This window comes from uncultured Dokdonia sp., assembly GCF_947492535.1.
In the GTDB taxonomy this organism is placed as follows: Bacteria; Bacteroidota; Bacteroidia; order Flavobacteriales; family Flavobacteriaceae; genus Dokdonia.
This window is the reverse complement of sequence record NZ_CANLNH010000001.1, coordinates 89,630-107,784: the sequence shown is the minus strand read 5'-3', so window position 1 is coordinate 107,784 and position 18,155 is coordinate 89,630. Positions and strand designations below refer to the sequence as shown.

Annotated in this window: 22 protein-coding genes; 4 read left to right on the top strand and 18 right to left on the bottom strand. The window is 34.6% G+C overall.

Features of this window, described 5'->3' with window-relative positions; translation table 11 throughout:
* Positions 1–110: 110 nt before the first annotated feature.
* The 12 genes from Q1A60_RS00430 to cyoE form a co-directional block, all read right to left on the bottom strand.
* A complete protein-coding gene (locus tag Q1A60_RS00430) occupies positions 111–1,277 on the bottom strand; it encodes an efflux RND transporter periplasmic adaptor subunit (protein WP_299762824.1) in 1,167 nt (388 codons plus the stop codon).
* A 36-nt stretch (positions 1,278–1,313) separates the two neighbouring features.
* A complete protein-coding gene (locus tag Q1A60_RS00425) occupies positions 1,314–2,573 on the bottom strand; it encodes an ABC transporter permease (protein ID WP_299762822.1) in 1,260 nt (419 codons plus the stop codon).
* Between the two features lie 52 nt (positions 2,574–2,625).
* A complete protein-coding gene (locus Q1A60_RS00420; RefSeq protein ID WP_299762820.1) occupies positions 2,626–3,870 on the bottom strand; it encodes an ABC transporter permease in 1,245 nt (414 codons plus the stop codon).
* Positions 3,863–4,564, bottom strand: coding sequence for an ABC transporter ATP-binding protein (locus Q1A60_RS00415; RefSeq protein WP_299762817.1), 702 nt, complete (start codon positions 4,562–4,564; stop codon positions 3,863–3,865). Before Q1A60_RS00415 ends, Q1A60_RS00420 begins: the two co-directional genes overlap by 8 nt.
* Before the next feature lie 189 nt (positions 4,565–4,753).
* The gene (locus Q1A60_RS00410) at positions 4,754–5,038 is read right to left on the bottom strand and encodes a hypothetical protein (RefSeq protein WP_299762816.1); all 285 of its coding nucleotides are present in this window, start codon (positions 5,036–5,038) and stop codon (positions 4,754–4,756) included.
* Between the two features lie 6 nt (positions 5,039–5,044).
* Positions 5,045–5,593 (bottom strand): DUF420 domain-containing protein, encoded by a 549-nt coding sequence (locus Q1A60_RS00405; protein ID WP_299762814.1) that lies wholly within the window; start codon positions 5,591–5,593, stop codon positions 5,045–5,047.
* Positions 5,593–6,330, bottom strand: coding sequence for an SCO family protein (locus tag Q1A60_RS00400; RefSeq protein ID WP_299762812.1), 738 nt, complete (start codon positions 6,328–6,330; stop codon positions 5,593–5,595). Before Q1A60_RS00400 ends, Q1A60_RS00405 begins: the two co-directional genes overlap by 1 nt.
* Positions 6,330–7,016, bottom strand: a complete 687-nt coding sequence (locus Q1A60_RS00395; RefSeq protein WP_299762810.1) for a hypothetical protein — start codon at positions 7,014–7,016, stop codon at positions 6,330–6,332. Before Q1A60_RS00395 ends, Q1A60_RS00400 begins: the two co-directional genes overlap by 1 nt.
* A gap of 264 nt (positions 7,017–7,280) precedes the next feature.
* Positions 7,281–7,664 carry a cytochrome C oxidase subunit IV family protein gene (locus Q1A60_RS00390; protein WP_299762808.1) on the bottom strand — a complete coding sequence of 128 codons (384 nt, stop codon included), beginning with the start codon at positions 7,662–7,664 and terminating at the stop codon, positions 7,281–7,283.
* Positions 7,665–7,734: 70 nt separating this feature from the next.
* Complete coding sequence (locus Q1A60_RS00385) at positions 7,735–8,805, bottom strand: cytochrome c oxidase subunit 3 (RefSeq protein WP_299762806.1); 1,071 nt, start codon at positions 8,803–8,805, stop codon at positions 7,735–7,737.
* 158 nt (positions 8,806–8,963) lie between these two features.
* Positions 8,964–9,548, bottom strand: coding sequence for a cytochrome c oxidase subunit 3 (locus Q1A60_RS00380; protein ID WP_299762804.1), 585 nt, complete (start codon positions 9,546–9,548; stop codon positions 8,964–8,966).
* Positions 9,548–10,441 (bottom strand): heme o synthase, encoded by an 894-nt coding sequence (gene cyoE / locus Q1A60_RS00375; protein WP_363322559.1) that lies wholly within the window; start codon positions 10,439–10,441, stop codon positions 9,548–9,550. The genes Q1A60_RS00380 and cyoE overlap by 1 nt, the downstream gene beginning before the upstream one ends.
* Positions 10,442–10,600: 159 nt before the next feature.
* Here cyoE and Q1A60_RS00370 point away from each other — a divergent pair, with 159 nt between their 5' ends.
* A complete protein-coding gene (locus tag Q1A60_RS00370) occupies positions 10,601–11,491 on the top strand; it encodes an MBL fold metallo-hydrolase (protein WP_299762802.1) in 891 nt (296 codons plus the stop codon).
* 39 nt (positions 11,492–11,530) lie between these two features.
* Complete coding sequence (locus Q1A60_RS00365) at positions 11,531–11,956, top strand: thioredoxin family protein (RefSeq protein ID WP_299762800.1); 426 nt, start codon at positions 11,531–11,533, stop codon at positions 11,954–11,956.
* Positions 11,957–11,959: 3 nt separating this feature from the next.
* Here the strand turns inward: Q1A60_RS00365 and Q1A60_RS00360 are convergent, their stop codons facing one another.
* On the bottom strand, positions 11,960–12,376 hold the full coding sequence (locus tag Q1A60_RS00360) for a hypothetical protein (protein WP_299762798.1): 417 nt from the start codon (positions 12,374–12,376) through the stop codon (positions 11,960–11,962).
* A gap of 173 nt (positions 12,377–12,549) precedes the next feature.
* On the opposite strand from Q1A60_RS00360, the gene Q1A60_RS00355 reads away from it, so the two are divergent.
* On the top strand, positions 12,550–12,879 hold the full coding sequence (locus tag Q1A60_RS00355) for a metalloregulator ArsR/SmtB family transcription factor (protein WP_299762796.1): 330 nt from the start codon (positions 12,550–12,552) through the stop codon (positions 12,877–12,879).
* Entirely contained in the window at positions 12,872–13,321 is a 450-nt protein-coding gene (locus tag Q1A60_RS00350) for an SRPBCC domain-containing protein (RefSeq protein ID WP_299762794.1), read from the top strand. Before Q1A60_RS00355 ends, Q1A60_RS00350 begins: the two co-directional genes overlap by 8 nt.
* 122 nt (positions 13,322–13,443) lie before the next feature.
* On the opposite strand, the gene Q1A60_RS00345 is transcribed toward Q1A60_RS00350, so the two are convergent.
* From Q1A60_RS00345 to gcvH, 5 genes are all read right to left on the bottom strand, one after another.
* The gene (locus tag Q1A60_RS00345) at positions 13,444–15,573 is read right to left on the bottom strand and encodes a gliding motility protein RemB (protein ID WP_299762792.1); all 2,130 of its coding nucleotides are present in this window, start codon (positions 15,571–15,573) and stop codon (positions 13,444–13,446) included.
* Positions 15,574–15,673: 100 nt separating this feature from the next.
* A complete protein-coding gene (locus Q1A60_RS00340) occupies positions 15,674–16,471 on the bottom strand; it encodes an energy transducer TonB (protein WP_299762790.1) in 798 nt (265 codons plus the stop codon).
* Between the two features lie 115 nt (positions 16,472–16,586).
* The gene (locus Q1A60_RS00335) at positions 16,587–17,312 is read right to left on the bottom strand and encodes an energy transducer TonB (RefSeq protein ID WP_299762788.1); all 726 of its coding nucleotides are present in this window, start codon (positions 17,310–17,312) and stop codon (positions 16,587–16,589) included.
* A gap of 59 nt (positions 17,313–17,371) precedes the next feature.
* Positions 17,372–17,785 carry a VanZ family protein gene (locus tag Q1A60_RS00330; RefSeq protein WP_299762786.1) on the bottom strand — a complete coding sequence of 138 codons (414 nt, stop codon included), beginning with the start codon at positions 17,783–17,785 and terminating at the stop codon, positions 17,372–17,374.
* Positions 17,763–18,143, bottom strand: a complete 381-nt coding sequence (gene gcvH / locus Q1A60_RS00325; protein WP_299762784.1) for a glycine cleavage system protein GcvH — start codon at positions 18,141–18,143, stop codon at positions 17,763–17,765. Before gcvH ends, Q1A60_RS00330 begins: the two co-directional genes overlap by 23 nt.
* Positions 18,144–18,155: the final 12 nt, after the last annotated feature.

Here is an 18,155-nt window from a genome sequence, read left to right as displayed (position 1 = left end):
ATATCGATTGATGTCCAATATGACTATTGAAACGTGTTTATGTTACAAAAAATGTTAATTAATTTTTATACGCTTTCGCGAAAGCGTACTCAGACTGGATTTATAGTAACCTAACCTCTTCTACCAAATCCTTGTGGCGCTTTGATTTGATTCCAAATTTTGATGTTATCATCCTTAGAAACCCCTTCTTTTATTTCTACAAAGATACCATCACTAGTTCCAAGTTCTAAATCTCGACGTTCAAATTGCTGATTTCCAGTCTCTATTTCTACAAAAGGTTTCTTTGTTTTTGGATCATATTGTACTAAAGCCTCTTTGATGGCAAGTACTGAATCTGCTTTTGCCAAGATAATACTTGCATTTGCACTAAGTCCTGCTCTGATAAATGTAGTAGAATCTATCTTAGCTAATGTTCCTTTGATCTCAAATTGTATTGCACCATTTTCTGCTACACCTTTAGGTGCGATATAATCTAGCACAGCATCAAATTTCATATTTTCAATAGCACCTACAGTAATCTCCAATGGTAAGTCTTCTTTTATTTTTCCAACTTCACTTTCATCCACCTTACCTTCAAAAATCATCTTATCCACATCGGCCAGTGTTGCAATAGTAGTACCGTCATTGAAATTATTTGCCTCAATCACCTGATTTCCTGTCTTCACTGGAACATCTAAAATCATTCCTGTGATGGTAGAACGCACTTGTGTTGTCGCAGCTGCTCCAAGACCACTTGTCGTACCCGTTTTTATGATGTCATAATTTTGCAAAGCACTTGTTAAACTAACCTGTTCTTGCTTTACACGCTGATCTGCTTGATTATAGGCATTTTCAATACCATCAAAATCATTTGCAGAAATCACACCTTTATCAAACAATGATTTCTGACGATTGTAGATACTTTTTTGATTTTCAAAAGCAAGTTTAGCGGTTTGCACTGCTGTACGTGCACTTGCAATATTATTTTTTGCATTTGTAAGTGACGAAGCATTAGGGACTACTTTAATTTTTGCAATAAGATCTCCCGCTTTAATCTGATCTCCCGCCTCTACATATATTTCATCTATAATCCCTGAAATATTAGGCTTAATAAGCACTTCCTCTTTAGGAACAATACTTCCAGTAGCTACCGTCTTTTTTACGATGGTTTTAGTACTAGCCTGTTCTGTTTTATACACAACAGGATCTTGTTTATCCTTCATCCACAAATACCAGATACCTGCTGAAAACACTATAACTATAAGTGCTAAAATGATGATGGTTCCCGTTCTTTTCATATGATTCTATTATTGATTGATTGAACTCTATTCGTATTATTCGATGCGTAATGCATCTATTGGTTTGATTTGTGTTGCTTTAATTGCCGGTATTAATCCTGCTATAAGGCCCGAAACAATAAGAATCAGAAGTGCGATAAAAGCAATACTTACGTGTACTGATGGGTTTGCAAAATTTTCTACCGAACCTGAAGGGCCTAAAAAATAGTTCATAAGCCATATTCCACCGGCTGCTACAGCAACTCCAAACATACCTGACAGCATGGTAAGTACCATAGATTCTTGCAAGATTTGTGTCCTGATATTCCAAGGACTCGCACCTAATGCTCTTCGAACTCCAATTTCCTTTGTGCGTTCTTTTACTACGATAAGCATGATATTAATAATTCCTATCACCCCTGAGAGTAATATTAATGCACCTACGATATACCCTACCAATGTAAGAATATCAAAAAGACCATTGATACGGCCAAAAGCTTCAGCTCTATCAAAATTCCCAATCGCTCGTCTATCATCGGGAGCAATCGTACGTTGTCTTCGCATCACATCTAAAATACGTGGTTTCAACTCCGTAATACTTACATTATCATGAGCCGTAAGTACCATCCATCCTACATTGTCAGCACGGTTAAATGCTTGTGAAAATGTAGTAAAGGGTACAAAAATAGTATTGGCATCTTCTTCATCATCTCCATTACTATTCGTTGATTTAAACACACCTGTAACCATAAAATTAACACCGTTAATCTTAATATAAGTTCCTATCGGATCTTCACCATAATCATACAATGCTTTTACCACATCTTTCCCTATCACTGCTATTTTTCGTTTTTCATTGATGTCTGAATAACTCAAAAACCTACCAGCCGTAATATCCATAGGTTGTTGTTGGATAAATTCTGGATAATCTCCAGAGACACTAAAAGCGCCAGTTTTATCATTTCGAACTACATTATTAGCGCCTTGATATCCACCTAATTGATTACGAGGCGACACATATTTAAGTTCTGGCATTTGCTCTTTAAGCATTGCTACATCTTCAAGCTTAAATTGCACTCTACGACCTTTAGGCAATCCTTTATAAGGTTTTGATGTACTCTGTCCCCACATGAAGATAGAATTGGTAGCAAAGTCTCCAAAATCAGATGTTACTCCATTTCGTAATCCTGTCGTCATTGCAAGTAACAAGACCAAGATTAAGATTCCCCAAAAAACACCAAAAGCAGTAAGCATCGTTCTGAAACGATTTGCGTTTAAAGCTTCCAGTATTTCTGACCAACGTTCTTTATTAAACATCTTTTATATTTTTTAGTACGCTTTCGCGAAAGCGTATACATAACATTTACTATTATTCATCCCTCAGTGCTTCTATAGGTTTAATATTAGCGGCCCTTCTTGCCGGAAAATAGCCCGCAAGTGCTCCTGCAAAAATGATGATAAGCACAATGGTGATTGAAGTCACAAAATCGACTCTTGGAAATTTGATAAAATCACTATCTATAAATGGACTTGCGATATTAAGCGCTATAACTCCTACAAATAATCCTGTAAATCCTGCAATAGCCGTAATAAAAATAGCTTCTTGCAAAATCATTCCTATGATCGAACTAGGGAGCGCTCCTAATGCTTTGCGCACTCCTATTTCTTTGGTTCGTTCTTTTACTACAATAAGCATAATATTTCCTACACCAACCACTCCTGCAATGATAGTTCCTAATCCTATAAACCAAAACACAGCACTAATGGTATCTATAAGGCTATAAATTTTACGCGCTTGTTCTAATGTATTATTGACTCTAAAAGCACTACGATCATCTGGCGCAACACTATATTTTGCTTTAAGATCAGTTTCAAAATTTTCTGATAAAACTTGTGATAATGCAACTGCTTCTTCAAAATTTTCAGACATATTTACGGTATATGCCATAGAACGTATTCTATCTCCACCATTAAATACTTTTTGAGCTGTAGGCAACGGAATAAACACACGTGTTTCTTCTCGTTCTCCTCCTGGATCTGTATATACACCAACGACCTTAAAATTGATATCAAAAATTTTAATCGTTTCGCCTACGGCTTCTTTATCCTTAAACAAATCTCGTTTTATTTGATTTCCGATAATAGCAATTTTGCGAGACTCATCCATATCGTCTTGATTGAGGAAACGTCCTGCAACCATACTTGCATTTTCAATAAACTGCTGATCTGGATACGATCCTTCTATACGGTAATTACCAGATTCTTTACCGTACGTAGTTTGTCCTCCCCAGATATTATAAATACCTGTTTTATATTCAATATCGTCCTCGTACTTCGTATTTATCTCTTCAAAATCGGCATTACGCATTTGAATACGTCTACCGGGATTGAGTCCTTTATATTCTTTGGTTGTGATACCTGGGCGGATCGCAATTCTATTAGTAGCATCTTGCTCAAACTCACTACGCACCCCATTTTGAATACCTGTACTAAACCCTATAAGAATAATAAGAATAAGTACTCCTGAAAATACAGACACCATTGTCAAAAACGTCTGGAGTTTGTTTTTTCCCAGTGTTTCAAAAATCTCTTGCCAGCGTTCTATATCAAACATGATGCTTTGCTAGTATTTGTTTTACAGGTCTATCATCTATAATTCGACCATCCTTAAGGTTTACAATACGTTTGGTCATTTCTGCTATATCTGGCTCATGTGTTACCACAAGTATTGTTTTTCCTTCATCGTTAATCCCTTGTATAAGTTCCATTACTTCATATGAAGTTTTTGTATCCAATGCTCCTGTAGGTTCATCGGCGAGTAATACTTTAGGATCACTTGCAAGTGCTCTAGCGATGGCAACACGTTGCTTCTGACCTCCAGAAAGCTCACTTGGAAGATGTGTCGCCCAATCTGCAAGTCCTACTTTTTCTAAATAATGTAATGCTTTGTCTGTGCGTTCCTTACGTTTCATGCCTTGATAATATAAAGGCATAGACACATTATCTAAGGCATTTTTATAATTAATAAGATTGAACGATTGAAAAATAAAACCTAAGAATTTGTTTCGATACTGAGCCGCTACTTTTTCATTAAGGTTTTTAATTGGTACATTATCTAATGTGTACGACCCAAGGTCTGCTTCATCCAGCATTCCAAGTATATTGAGCAACGTAGATTTACCAGAGCCAGAAGACCCCATAATAGAGACCAACTCTCCCTGTTTTACGTTAAAGTCAATGCCTTTCAAAACGTGGAGTGAGTTACTCCCCATTTGATATGATTTATGTAAATCTTTAATTTGGATCATAGTCTACACTTTGATTGCACAATATTAGTAATGAAAAGCTAAAATTGTGTGAAATTGGTGTTAATACCACTATTTAAAAGGATTCTCCTTACAAACAGTTTGACAAAAACGATATAAATAACAATTGATTATAAATACCTCTCGGGAGTATAGACTATCCTTTTAGAATTGTGTTACAATACTTCTTTATTAGTTTTCTGAAAAAGAATCTTCAGAACCCATTTCTTTATCTTTTTTTCTGGATTTATAGATAAAGTAAAAAACACCACCTACTAATATATACGGAATAATCATAAGGTATTTAATCCCATTATTTATTCCTTTAGCTGTGCTATTATCTTCTTCAGATTCTAGAACAGCTCGACACATAGCACATTGAGGATTCAATAATGTAGTGGGTGCTACTGTCTCTGCTTTCGCGAAAGCGGAAACAAAAATCATAAAAACAATAATGATATTTTTTTTAATTCTCATACCATTCTAATGTACATAATAGGGTGAAATCATAAGATACACGATCACTCCTGTAACAGCTACATATAACCAAATAGGAAATGTAATCTTTGCTAATTTCTTATGTTTATCAAAGCGTTCTGCAAGTGCTCTTACATACGTAAAAAGCACTAACGGAATAATCACAATAGAGAGTACAATATGTGTAATTAGAATAAAGAAATATAGATATCGTATAGTTCCTTCTCCTCCATATGGTGTAGAATCTGACGTCATATGATAAGCTACATACATCACCAAAAACAATACTGAAAGGAGTATCGCAAATTTCATGAGTCGTTCATGCATTTTACGATTCCCTTTCTTAATCTGCAGGACTGCCAATACTAATACAATCGCTGTAAGTCCATTAATAGTTGCATAAATGGGAGGCAAAAAAGTAAGTGGTTCTACATCAACCCCATAATCTTTAAGCTTAACACCAAATAACGCTGCTACTGCTAGCGGAATTACAATAGATAGTACGACAATCCATTTTTGATATTTCTTTTCTTTATCTGAAAGATCTGTGCTCATTATTTTTCCAATAGTTTTTTAATATCTTCTATAAGTATGTCTATTTCCGAAGCTTCTTCTCCTTCTGCTACGGTTGCATCCATAGGAACAGATCCTCTATAATAAGGTTTAGGATTTCCATAACCATCAGATCTAGAACGAATGAAACCGTTTTGATCTATTAATGCAAAAAGCCCTGAATGATATAATCCGTTATCTAGATCATCTTCGGTATTGGTTGCAAGGTAGAACCCTTCATTAGATAGTTTTAATATATCTGAACGATCTCCTGTCATAAAATGCCAGTTAGGGTTAGTCACTCCATAATCTTCGGCATATTTTTTCATAACATCTGGTGTGTCATGTTCTGGATCTATAGAAAAAGAGGCAATACCAAAATTAGGATTTTCTTCATACATCTTTGCAATAGCTTGCAGATTATGATTCATAGGGATACAAATATCGGTGCATCGCGTAAAGAAAAACTCCACAAGAAATACTTTCCCTCTATAATCTTTATCAGAGATTGTGTCTTTATTTTGGTCTATAAATTTGAAAGCAGGTACTTTTTTCTCTTTCTTATTAACCATAACATATAGAAGCTCATCTTCTGATAGTTCTTCAGATTCTCCTATTGCATGCATGCGCCCTCCTCTTACCACATCATCATTTGCATATCTTTTAAAGATTTTAGGAATAAAAATAATCCCAAAAATAAGTACTACAAAAGCAATCCCTATGTATGTATTCTTACGCATTATTTCTTTTCTCTACGTTGTTCTATTTTATCGCTAGCATTGTTATTTTTTTTGAGTGCCAATCTATATTCCGCTAGCAATATTTTAATATCATCTTTCATATACCCCATTTCTACAGCCTGTGTCATATCATAGCCGTATCCGTTAGGTTTTTTTTCTTCATGCCCAGATCGTAATGTCAGCGCTTTATCTATGACAAACACATTAGGATGACTTCCATTAGGAGATAGACTTAATGAGGTTCCTAAGCTTTCAAAATGGGTTCTTGCTTGTTCTTTAGAAGCTTGTACAAAACGTATTTTTGTCACATCAAAGATTCTACCTAATTCAGTTTTCAAATCATTAATCACTTGCTCACTTCCTGGAGATACAAAAAGGATCATTTGAAAATCTTCATATTTCACAAAATACTTATAGATCATCAAATTAAGGTTTGCTGTATATCCTATGTTTGACGTAAGATTATCGCCTAAGTATCCTACTATAGAGACATGATCTTTTAAAGTTAAAGGCGTTTTTGAAGAATGGCTAGGTGTTTTAATCTCTCGATTTGTTACTGTGGTTACATCAGCTACTTTTTCTGTAATGATAGGCAGCTTTGCAAAGTTGTATATCCCTGAAGAGAAAAATAAATAGGCCACAATGGGCAAAACAAAAAGCGCAATAAGCACTAATTTCTTTTTCATCTATTTCAAATTTTTATTTTATTAAAATGAAATAAAAAATAAAAAAAATTGATTCGATCAATCGCTCTGCTCCTCCCTACCGCCAGGCAGGTTCGCATAAAAGTTTAATTATTACGATTGATAAATAAAAAATTAATTTTATTTATGCTTATTTCATAGTACTATCTTTTATAACACCTATATACACTTTAGTATATTTAATTAGAAATACGCATTGAGTGTAGTGCTAAAAAAAGCGGTTATAAAAACCGCTTTTCAATTATATTAAAAATCCCAGCTTTGGAATCCTGTATCGTATACATTAAAAATATAGTCTCCTTCTGTTAGTAAGATAAAGACTAGATATAAAATCAAGAATACTCCTGTCCATACTACAGCCCTACGCAGTCCTTTTACTTCATCACGCATGTGCATAAAGTCCCAAGTAATGTAGTATGCTTTAAATATGGTTAGGATAATGAAAATCCAGTTAAGGAGTTTCATTCTTATAAATGTGTTTTCTGTAAGAGATTCTGGCTTAACGATACCTAACCATACTTCTATCGCAGTCACAATAGACAGTACAATAAGTACTCCCCAGATTTTTGTTACGTTAGACTTAAATTTTAAAAGTCCTCTAAATATTTCTAATTTATGTTCGTGTGCCATTTTTAAAATATCTTTTCAACTATTCTATGATATATACTTTATTGAGATTCCCATCTTCACGGGAATAAAATTATACAAGGTAAAAGAAGGTAAATACAAATACCCATACTAAATCGACAAAGTGCCAATATAGTCCTACTTTCTCCACCATTTCATAGTGACCTCTACGCTCATACGTTCCAAGTACTACATTGAAGAAAATAATGATATTAATTAAAACTCCTGAAAATACGTGAAAACCGTGAAAACCTGTAATAAAGAAAAAGAAATCTGCAAATAAAGGAGTCCCATATTCGTTATGCTTGAGGTTTGCACCTTCTACAACACCTACGGCATCTCGATTTAAACGAAGTAATGATTGTTCTCTATTCAAAATAGACTTTTCACCTATTCCATCTACATTCACTAGTGTCTTTTCTAATGATGCAGCTTTTGCTAGTTTTGTTGGGTCTTCTGAAGCTTTTAATGCTTCTATGTCTGGAACTAAATCTTGAACTCTAATCAATAAATTAGGGTTTGCAGCAAATCCAGCTTTTATTTCTTCTACTGAAAATGTAGGTAATGCTCCTTCTGAATCATACCAAATTCCATTCTTACGTTCGTGCTGTTCTCTTACGGAAGGAATTGTTGTCGCTATATCTGCAAGCGCTACTCGCTTACCAGTTTCAGCATCTAAAAATTGTAATATTTTACCTCCTTTAGTCTCTACAGCTCCATAATCTCCTTTGATAAATGTAGCCCATTCCCATGCTTGTGATCCAACAAAAACTGCTCCTCCTATAATAGTAAGGAACATATAAATGATCACTTTATTCTTTTTCATGTGATGTCCAGCATCTACGGCAAGTACCATAGTTACTGATGACATAATAAGAACAAATGTCATGAATGCCACATAATACATAGGTGCAGGCACACCATGTAAGAAAGGAAAGTGAGTAAACACTTCATCAGCAATAGGCCAAGAGTCTATAAATTTAAATCTAGAAAAGCCATAAGCAGCAAGAAATCCTGAAAAAGATAATCCATCAGATACGATGAAAAACCACATCATTAACTTTCCGTAGCTTGCTTTTAGAGGCTTGTTTCCGCCGCCCCAAGTTTTACCTTCGCTTGTTGTATTTGTTACAGTAGCGTCCATAGTGACATTTTGGTTAATTTATCGTTTGCAAAAATAGGTATTTTCTATGCGTATTTCAAAGATAAAATTAGGATTTATAATGGGTTTATATAGCTTTTATTTTCAGAATTCTTTTAAGCCCTTAATAAACTGACTATAAGCCCACCAGAACCTTACTTTTACTTTGTAAAATATAATAGTAAAAATAGGAATATCCATAGCACTCCTAAAAAGTGCCAGAATGTAACTCCTAATGTTAATCCTAAATGATCTTCTTTAGAATACTTCCCTCGTATATGATTTATAACAACAGTAATCAGCGCAATCATTCCTGCTATAACATGAGCTATATGTACCGCAACAATTAAGAACAAAAATGTAGTGGTAATGTTACTTGATTCACCAGTTACAAAATAACCTTGACCTGTTAATTCTGTAAATATTCCTTGGTATTGATATCCTACAAACACAAATCCTAACACCAATGTTGCTACTAACAGTAGCGTTCCTAGTTGTCTTTTATTGGTAGTAATAAAACGTTTTGCTAATTGTATGGTAATACTACTCACTACAATTACAACTGTAGAAATGATAAGTGATAGCGGGAATTCATAGTTATCTAACCAATCTTTACGCTCCATACTTACAATATATGCACTTGTAAGACCTGCAAACGTCATACACAAACTAATAATCCCAAACCAAAGCATTTGCTTCTTTGCTCGATCTTGTTTGTATTTTTCTGTTCCTGCTGTGTAATCCATTATCTTAAAAATTTATCTACTACAAATACAATTTGAAGTAGCGTTATATATGTCACACTAGACAACATTAATTTTTTTGCTGTAGGAGCATCTCTTTTTTGGTATAGCTTAATTGCCCAGTACAACATAAACAATCCTAAACCAGCAACAACAATTGTTGCTATAGGCGATAAAAATAATCCACCAGTAACACCAAATGCAGGTACTATCGAAATAAGGATCGTCCATATAGTATATAAAATCACCTGTACTGCGGTCCCTTTATCTCGTTTGCCTGTAGGAAGCATAAAGAACCCTCCTTTTTTATAATCATCAAATAAAAACCAGCCTATTGCCCAAAAGTGAGGAAATTGCCAGAAAAATTGAATCATAAATAATGTTCCAGGTTCTATTCCAAAATCATTGGTAGCTGCTACCCATCCCAACATAAAAGGAATCGCTCCTGGAAAAGCACCTACAAAAACCGAAAGTGGCGTTTTTGTTTTAAGTGGTGTATAGAGCAATACATACATAAATATAGAAATCCCACCAAACATAGCCGTCTGAGGATTAATATAAAATAATGTCACGAGCCCTAATACTGTAAATAAAATAGCAATTCCCAGTGCAGTCTTCACAGACATACGCCCTGAAGCAACAGGTCTATTTTTAGTACGATCCATTAAAGCATCTAAATCACGTTCAAGCACCTGATTATATGCATTTGAAGCCCCTACCATAAAATAGCCACCTACCGCTAGCATTACTACTACAGCCCAGTCTATTTCAGAAGTACCAAGAAAATATCCAGCGACACTAGAAAAGACAACGCTAATCGATAATCGCATTTTTGTGATTTCTTTAAAATCTTGCCATGGAGATATGGCAATTGTATGTGATGCAACTTCGTTCAAATCAACAAGAAGATTAGCTATTTTAAAAGTTGTGCAAAGATACTCCCTGATTGTCGTTTACACAACAATATATGCATCTTAAATACGTGTTAAAATTACGCTTTCGCGAAAGCTTTCTCTGCAATTTACGACTGGAAGCCTTTAACACAAACCATTATTATGAAAAAAAGTATACTTATAGCCTTATTTACAATCACTTCTATAGGATATGCACAAGGTCGTTTTGACAATGTGAAAATTAAAATAGAACCTGTGTCTGACCATATTTATATGCTTCAAGGTGCTGGCGGAAATATAGGAATCTCTGTAGGAGAAGACGGTGTTTTTATGATTGACGATCAATTTGCACCTTTAAGTGACAAAATTATCACAGCTATCAAAACGATTTCGGACAAACCTGTTAAGTTTTTAGTAAACACTCATTTTCATGGAGATCACTCAGGTGGGAATGCAAATTTTGAAGCCGCTGGTGCTATGATTGTTGCTCACGATAATGTACGCAAACGTCTTGAATCAAATGAAAATACAGCAAGCGCAGGACTTCCCGTAATTACATTTAGTGACGATGCGACTTTTTATATGAACGAAAATGATATTTTCATCACACACGTTCACAATGCACATACAGATGGAGATGCATTGGTGTATTTTGTACAAAGCAATGTATTACACACAGGAGACACCTATTTTCATGGCAGATTTAAATTCCCATACATAGATATTAAAAATGGAGGAAGCTTAGCAGGAGATATCGAAGCTGCCAAAAAAGGACTCTTAATCATCAACGCAAGTACTAAAATCATTCCAGGTCACGGTCCAATAGCAAGTAAAGCAGATTATCAAAAGTATCACGACATGCTTGTTGGTATTCATGAAAACGTCTCTAACGCAATGAAAGCAGGAAAGACCGAAGAAGAAATTGCCAAAATGGAAACATTAACTTCGATGTATTACTCTGATAAAGAAACTGAAAAAGATTTTATCACTGGAGAAAAAATACGTCGTGCAGCGTATCAAAGTATTACTTCAGAAAAAGAAATGAGTCACTAAAACTTCTTACCTTGGCTTTTAGCAGAAAAAGTCTATGTCATGAAAAGTAAGTATATACTCATTCTTTGCGCTCTAGCTTTCACACTATCAAGTTATAGTGATGCTCCTTTAAAGAAAAAAGGAATTTCTTTCTTTAAAGGAAGTTGGGAAGAGGCGCTCACAAAAGCAAAAGAAGAAAACAAATATGTATTTATTGACTTCTATGCTACTTGGTGTGGTCCTTGTAAACAACTAAAACGTACAAGCTTTAAAGATCGCAACGTAGGAGATTACTATAACAAAAACTTTATTAATGTTTCTATTGATGCAGAATCAAGAGAAGGTATAAAAATAGCACGTAGATATGGCGTTTCTGCATACCCTACACTGATCATTACCGATTACAATGGAAAGAAAAAAACCAAGACAGTAGGATTTAAGAAACCACATATCTTAATTAATTTTGGACGAAGAATCGTTCCTTAATTATTAATCAACAATATATTCTACAGAATCATACACCAAGGCCGACCCATAGTCGGTCTTGTGTTGTTTATAGCGTAATCCAATTAATTGTGCTCCTTGAAACTCAGCCGAATCTTTAAGTGTAATACTTGTGGTATCTTCTTCAGGAATCATTAGGCATAGCTTTCCACAAAAAGCATCTCCAAAAGCATTAATCACAAGGTAACTTTGTCCAAAAATTTCTTCTCGAACTTCAAAATAATAATCTACATCGGGATTTTCTTTAATAAGCCTATAGAGCTCTTCTTGATATATCCTACTATTATATTCGTTTTTTCCTAAGATTTGATTGCGTTGAGATTTATAACACCCCGACTCTTGACATGATGAAGACAGCAACAACAGAACAACCATCCCCACAAAGGCGATTCTTGATGACATTTTTAAGATAATTTAGTTGAAGTAGTTCTGTCCCTTATTCTGATAACGTTACTGCTTCAAGTTTTATTACAGCATTCAAAAGTTAAAAACCATCTTTAACATTTTTAAGTAAATTATTTGCGTAACCGAATAGTTACATTTATATTTGTAACCAATTGGTTACCTAATTAGATATGAGAAGAGATGTTTTTCAAGCAATTGCTGACCCCATACGAAGAGATATTATTGAATTGGTGTCAAAAAAAATGCTAACCGTTAATGATATCGCCGAAGAATTTGACATAAGCAGGCCTGCTATTTCAAAGCATATCAAAATATTAAATGAGTGTAACATTCTTGAAATTCATAAAGAAGGGAGAAAACGGTTTTGCAAAATCCAACCTCAACAGTTAGTTCCTGCTTTTTTATGGATCGAACAATACAAAACACTGTGGGAAGAAAGAATTGACTCTTTTGAAAATTACTTAACTGAATTACAATCAAAAAACAAGAAAGATGGATAAATCTAACAGAACAATTACTATTAAAAAAACATTTAATGCACCTATAGCATTAGTATGGGAGGCATGGTCAGATCCTCAACACATCGCAAAATGGTGGAATCCTAGAGGAGAAGGAACTACAATAGTAGAACATTCATTTAAAGTAGGTGGAAAATGGAAATACTCGATGCTCATGCCTAACGGACAAGAGTTTATTGCAGAAGGAGAATACACCGAAATTACTGAGCTAGAGAAAATCACATCAACAGCTAACTTTAAACCTATGACTGAAGGGGTAGAAATCGTGTCATTATTTAAGAAAAATGGAGACAAAACAGATTTCACGTTTCATGTGATTCATCCTACAGAGGCATACAAAATACAACAAGAACAAATGGGAATTATGAATGGCTGGGGCTCTGTTTTTAGCAGACTAGACGAGTTCTTAAAAGAACTGTCATAAAATAAGCGCTGTAATCATTACATCTTTATTGGTGATTGCAGCGTTTCTTCACGTTTTAAAATCATTCACTATACGCTTTCGCGAAAGCGTATACTTAAAACTCACCAATTTAAAAAAACGTATTAGTTATCAAAGTACCAATTGAACAAGTCTGTTCTAAAACCTATATTAAACCAAAGTGTACTCGTATCAAAAACAGCATCTGTTTGCATCTCTGCACTAAAATCTCTGAATATTGGATTTATAAATGCTTTAAGATTTGTTACAGGATTAATAAGATAGCCTACTTCCAAATCTGCATATAAAGAGTTTACTCTATTCCCTTGCAATAATGCTATTCCATTATCACTTGGTCTATTATCTTCACTTCCAAATAAGTTATTTCCTCCAAAGAACACATCATTTATATCTCCTTCAAAACCACGTTGCCCATAGATAATACGTGCATTTCCATACCATCTATCTGTTCGATATCTAGCTATTGCTATAAACTCTCTGAAGTTAGCTCCATAAGGATGTGCCAACGGCTGATTGGTATTGGTGTAACTAAGCAATGGATCGTTATTAGAAAACGTATACGGTCGTACCTGATTAAACTCAGCTTGTAACAAGAGATTAGGCACTTTAAAAGCGTCGTAATATTTTACCCCTAACTGGACACCATGTTTATTTCTAAAGTTCTGATTTCCGCTTGTAAGCTCCGAAAGGCGTAACTCATCTATAACAAGCTGTCCATATATATTGATATTATTTGAAAGCTTATATTTTCCCGTTAAACCAATTAATGCATTTCCGCCTCGAGAACCTCTTTGAAATTCTACATTCCTAAGAAAAATAATAGGATTTAATAAACTCGCATCAAATCCTCCATTATCTTCACTTGCAGAGATCACAGATTCAAAAAATCCTAAATTAAGCTTGTTATTTACATTGTAACTTAAGTAATGATTTACAGCAAATTTATTAATGAATGCACCATCGGCAGTGACTCCTGGTCGTACATCTTTTATTGACGACCATGTATTTGTATACTTAAGCCTCCAGATGGTTGTATTTATTTTAAAGAATGGATAGTTTGCAGATACATCACTTAAGAGTAATGAGCGATATCCATCTCCAATAAATTGCTGACCAGTTCCCGCTTGAAAATTAAAAAACTTATTTGGGGTATACGATACATATCCTTCAGCTACAGGGTAATCAAAATCACCTCCTCTTCCTTCGGAAGCAATACCTCTTCCGGGTATTACAGCTGGATTTCCTCCATCTGGACGAAGCGATCTTGCATAATCATTATAGTATTGTGCAAAGCGTCCTTGGCTTTCAAATAATGCCGTATAAAAACTAAACTTAGTACCGATACCTCCTTGAATAAAAACAGTTCTTGTATTATTATAGGTTAGATTTTCAACTTTACGATCATCTGTTTCAGTTCCTAATGCAAGGTCTGCCCCAGGGTTTATTGTAAACCAATAATTATCTCCCTGAAAACGAATCATATGTTCATTAAAGAACTTTCGTCCAAACCAACTTTTCTTATCTAGCTGTAGCGTATTGACTATAGAGTCAAAATTATGGTAGTTATTGACGACATCATATAAAAAAGGACGACTCGCTGTATGTGTATTTACCCCTATTTGATTTAATGCCTTATCAAATCTGGAATATACTTCATGAGAAAAAGGAATGTTAAGTTGGCTTTTATACTGTACTTTTCTATCAAAGTCTTTACTTTTTATATTCTCTAATTCCTTTGAGGCTGCCTGAGCTTCAAGTGCATTTGTTTCAGTCTTTTCAGTAGTTGTTATTTCTGGAGATGTATACTCACCTATTTTATTTCGCGAAAGCGGAATCTTAACAGGCATAGAAAATTGAATATATGCAGGTTCTCCATTATAGGTTGCTGGTTGTATTTTAGGAAGTTGATCAAATACTTTCTGCGCTTCCTCTTTAAGCTCTACATATATTGCATCTGTATTCAAAAGTTTGAATTCTCCTTTTGTTGTTACTTCAAAAAGCATCACCATTTGTCCCTCATACTGCTCTTCAGTAACTCGTGAAGGCATTTCAAATTTTTCAACAAAGAACTGGATCATCTTTGCATTAAAACAATTGGGAATATCTGCTACTGCAAGCGTTTCACAATCAGGAAACATAGGGTATTTTTCAAAATCACTTGGATCAGGATTGATCTGCGCCTGTACAGACGTTATCACTAGTATACTTATAAGAAGGGCAACATATTTGTGCATATGGTAGGTGTTATGCATTAATGAGCGAAAGATAGGAATTTTAAATACAAAAACCCGTTACTGGTTCGTAACGGGTTTTATTTTTTATTTGAAGATTTATTTAATCTTGTATTTGAAAAGTAATAGGTTGTGAATAGATCACCCCTACAGACTTATCTCCTTGCTTTCCTGGTGTCATCTTAGGAAGGTAACCAATAACTCGCTTTGCTTCTTTTTCTAAAGCTTCATGAGGCCCTCTTGCCTTCATATCTGTTACAACACCTTCTTTATTAATTGTAAACTGAACAAAAATCTTATTTACACCTGTAAGTCCTAATTTTTCTCCTAATTCAGTATCAAACTTTCTATTAATGATTTTAGAAATTTTACTACTCATACAATCTTTGCGTTCTTGATTAGTATTCAACCCTTCACAACCAGGAAAAATAGGCACTTTTTGCACAAAGTTTACAGGAATAGGAGCGATATCTTCTACATCAACATCTGGATCTTCAAGGGTTTGAAGCTCATTATCAGATATAATATCATCTTGATTTGTTTCCGTATCATCTACAAACTCTTCAAGCAAATCGTCTTCATCATCTATGATGGTGAAATCTTCCGGTTGCTGTTGCTGAGGTGGCGGCGGTTCTTTTTGAGTAATTTTATCCACCTGTATTGGTTCGATATCAATAACTTCTGACCAAAGAAGGTCTTCTTCCCCTATACCTTCAGAGGGACCTCTTTCTGCTTTGGTAGGCATTCGCATTTCTATAAATAGAATTGCAACAAATAATGATAGGATTAATCCAATCTGAAAATGGAGTGTGGGATTTCTTCGTAAATTTGCTTCATGCTTGCGTGATTTTGCATAAGGAATGTTTTGGCGAACATCCTTACTTTCTTGTGAATTTCTCATAAGATTTGATTTTAAAATGTTAAACAATTTTTAAAGCAAATCAACAAGCATACCAAAAAAGAAATCCCGAGAGCTAACGCCATCGGGATTTCTAAATTTTATGAAAAGAAAGAAATTAATCTTCTACTTTAAACGTAATTGGAAGTGAATATAATACTCCTACAGGCTTACCTCTTTGTTTTCCAGGTGTCATTTTAGGAAGTAATTTAATTACACGTGCTGCTTCCTGTTCTAATCTAGGATGCGGAGCTCTTGAACGGATATTTACAATGTTTCCGTTTTTGTCTATTTTAAAACTTACAAATATTCTGTTTACACCACTTAGTCCTAAATCAGACCCAAGTTCTGTATTAAATTTCTTATTTACGAGCTTACTTACTTTTTCACTCATACATTTCTTACGCTCTGCATTGTTCTTTTTGCTTTCGCATCCAGGAAAAATGGGAACGTTTTCAATAACTGCAAATGGTACATCTGCAATTTCTTCTTCTTCTTCAGCAACTTCTACTTCTTCTACCTCGACGATTTCTTCATCTTGTGTAGTTTCAGTAGATTCTATAATTGTTTCTTCAATTTCTTCTTCATCTTCTACTACCTCTATGATTTCCGGTGCTGGTGGCGGTGGAGGTGGTGGAGGTGGTGGAGGTGTATTTAATTCTACGATTGGAATATCTTCATCTAGGTCATCTACATTTAATTGCGCTAAATTAATATCGCTCTTATCATAAGTCTTCCATTCTACTGTAACATACGTTATCAAAAGAACGGCAATAAGACCTAATTGTAAAAACAGCAAACTACGTTTGTTAAGATCTGCTTTTGGATTTTTCTTGTTTTCCATAAATTGTGAATATTAAAGAAAGTAAATTAACGAAATAAAATCCTAAAATAAAACTAAAACTATGATTTTAGCATTCTAGATTTGTTAATATATATGAGACACGCTCCTAAACCAAGAATACTTCCCGTAGTATTTGCCAAAATATCCCACCCATCTGGCGTTCTATATGAAGTAAGCGTTCCTTGCAAAACTTCCATTAAGGCGCCATAAAGAATGGTTATTACAACAACTCCTAAAACGATTTTTCGCATTAATTTTAATGAGATATCATTTTTATTAGAACGTTTGAAAATCATCCACATGATCCACAAAATGGTTAAACCAAAATAAGCTCCTGCATGCAGGAGCTTATCGATATTTGATATAGGAGTCTCTACGATATGTATTGGACGTATAAGCGACCCTAATGTAAGCGCTATTGTATATACTATAGCAATTACAAATAATACCTTATGCCCCGATGATAGACGCATATCCACTAGCATCAAGAAGGTCTTCTATTTCTTCTGTATTCGCTATCTTTAATTTGATCATCCAGCCTTCTCCGTAAGGATCTTTATTTACTAATTCTGGGTCATCTTCAAGAGCTTCATTAAATGCTACAATCTCTCCAGTTAACGGAAGAAAAAGGTCTGATACTGTTTTTACAGCTTCTACAGTTCCAAATACTTCATCTTTATCAAGTGATTCGTCTAATGTTTCTACTTCAACATATACAATATCTCCCAACTCTCCTTGGGCAAAATGTGTGATACCTACGGTAGCTGTATCTCCTTCGATACGCACCCACTCGTGATCTTTTGTGTACTTTAATTCTGCTGGTATGCTCATTATTAGTTTATT

Coding starts and splice junctions, on each gene's coding strand:
- Q1A60_RS00430 (WP_299762824.1), bottom strand. CDS start 1,277: ATGAAAAGAACGGGAACCATCATCATTTTAGCACTTATAGTTATAGTG.
- Q1A60_RS00425 (WP_299762822.1), bottom strand. CDS start 2,573: ATGTTTAATAAAGAACGTTGGTCAGAAATACTGGAAGCTTTAAACGCA.
- Q1A60_RS00420 (WP_299762820.1), bottom strand. CDS start 3,870: ATGTTTGATATAGAACGCTGGCAAGAGATTTTTGAAACACTGGGAAAA.
- Q1A60_RS00415 (WP_299762817.1), bottom strand. CDS start 4,564: ATGATCCAAATTAAAGATTTACATAAATCATATCAAATGGGGAGTAAC.
- Q1A60_RS00410 (WP_299762816.1), bottom strand. CDS start 5,038: ATGAGAATTAAAAAAAATATCATTATTGTTTTTATGATTTTTGTTTCC.
- Q1A60_RS00405 (WP_299762814.1), bottom strand. CDS start 5,593: ATGAGCACAGATCTTTCAGATAAAGAAAAGAAATATCAAAAATGGATT.
- Q1A60_RS00400 (WP_299762812.1), bottom strand. CDS start 6,330: ATGCGTAAGAATACATACATAGGGATTGCTTTTGTAGTACTTATTTTT.
- Q1A60_RS00395 (WP_299762810.1), bottom strand. CDS start 7,016: ATGAAAAAGAAATTAGTGCTTATTGCGCTTTTTGTTTTGCCCATTGTG.
- Q1A60_RS00390 (WP_299762808.1), bottom strand. CDS start 7,664: ATGGCACACGAACATAAATTAGAAATATTTAGAGGACTTTTAAAATTT.
- Q1A60_RS00385 (WP_299762806.1), bottom strand. CDS start 8,805: ATGGACGCTACTGTAACAAATACAACAAGCGAAGGTAAAACTTGGGGC.
- Q1A60_RS00380 (WP_299762804.1), bottom strand. CDS start 9,548: ATGGATTACACAGCAGGAACAGAAAAATACAAACAAGATCGAGCAAAG.
- Q1A60_RS00370 (WP_299762802.1), top strand. CDS start 10,601: ATGAAAAAAAGTATACTTATAGCCTTATTTACAATCACTTCTATAGGA.
- Q1A60_RS00365 (WP_299762800.1), top strand. CDS start 11,531: ATGAAAAGTAAGTATATACTCATTCTTTGCGCTCTAGCTTTCACACTA.
- Q1A60_RS00360 (WP_299762798.1), bottom strand. CDS start 12,376: ATGTCATCAAGAATCGCCTTTGTGGGGATGGTTGTTCTGTTGTTGCTG.
- Q1A60_RS00355 (WP_299762796.1), top strand. CDS start 12,550: ATGAGAAGAGATGTTTTTCAAGCAATTGCTGACCCCATACGAAGAGAT.
- Q1A60_RS00350 (WP_299762794.1), top strand. CDS start 12,872: ATGGATAAATCTAACAGAACAATTACTATTAAAAAAACATTTAATGCA.
- Q1A60_RS00345 (WP_299762792.1), bottom strand. CDS start 15,573: ATGCACAAATATGTTGCCCTTCTTATAAGTATACTAGTGATAACGTCT.
- Q1A60_RS00340 (WP_299762790.1), bottom strand. CDS start 16,471: ATGAGAAATTCACAAGAAAGTAAGGATGTTCGCCAAAACATTCCTTAT.
- Q1A60_RS00335 (WP_299762788.1), bottom strand. CDS start 17,312: ATGGAAAACAAGAAAAATCCAAAAGCAGATCTTAACAAACGTAGTTTG.
- Q1A60_RS00330 (WP_299762786.1), bottom strand. CDS start 17,785: ATGCGTCTATCATCGGGGCATAAGGTATTATTTGTAATTGCTATAGTA.
- gcvH (WP_299762784.1), bottom strand. CDS start 18,143: ATGAGCATACCAGCAGAATTAAAGTACACAAAAGATCACGAGTGGGTG.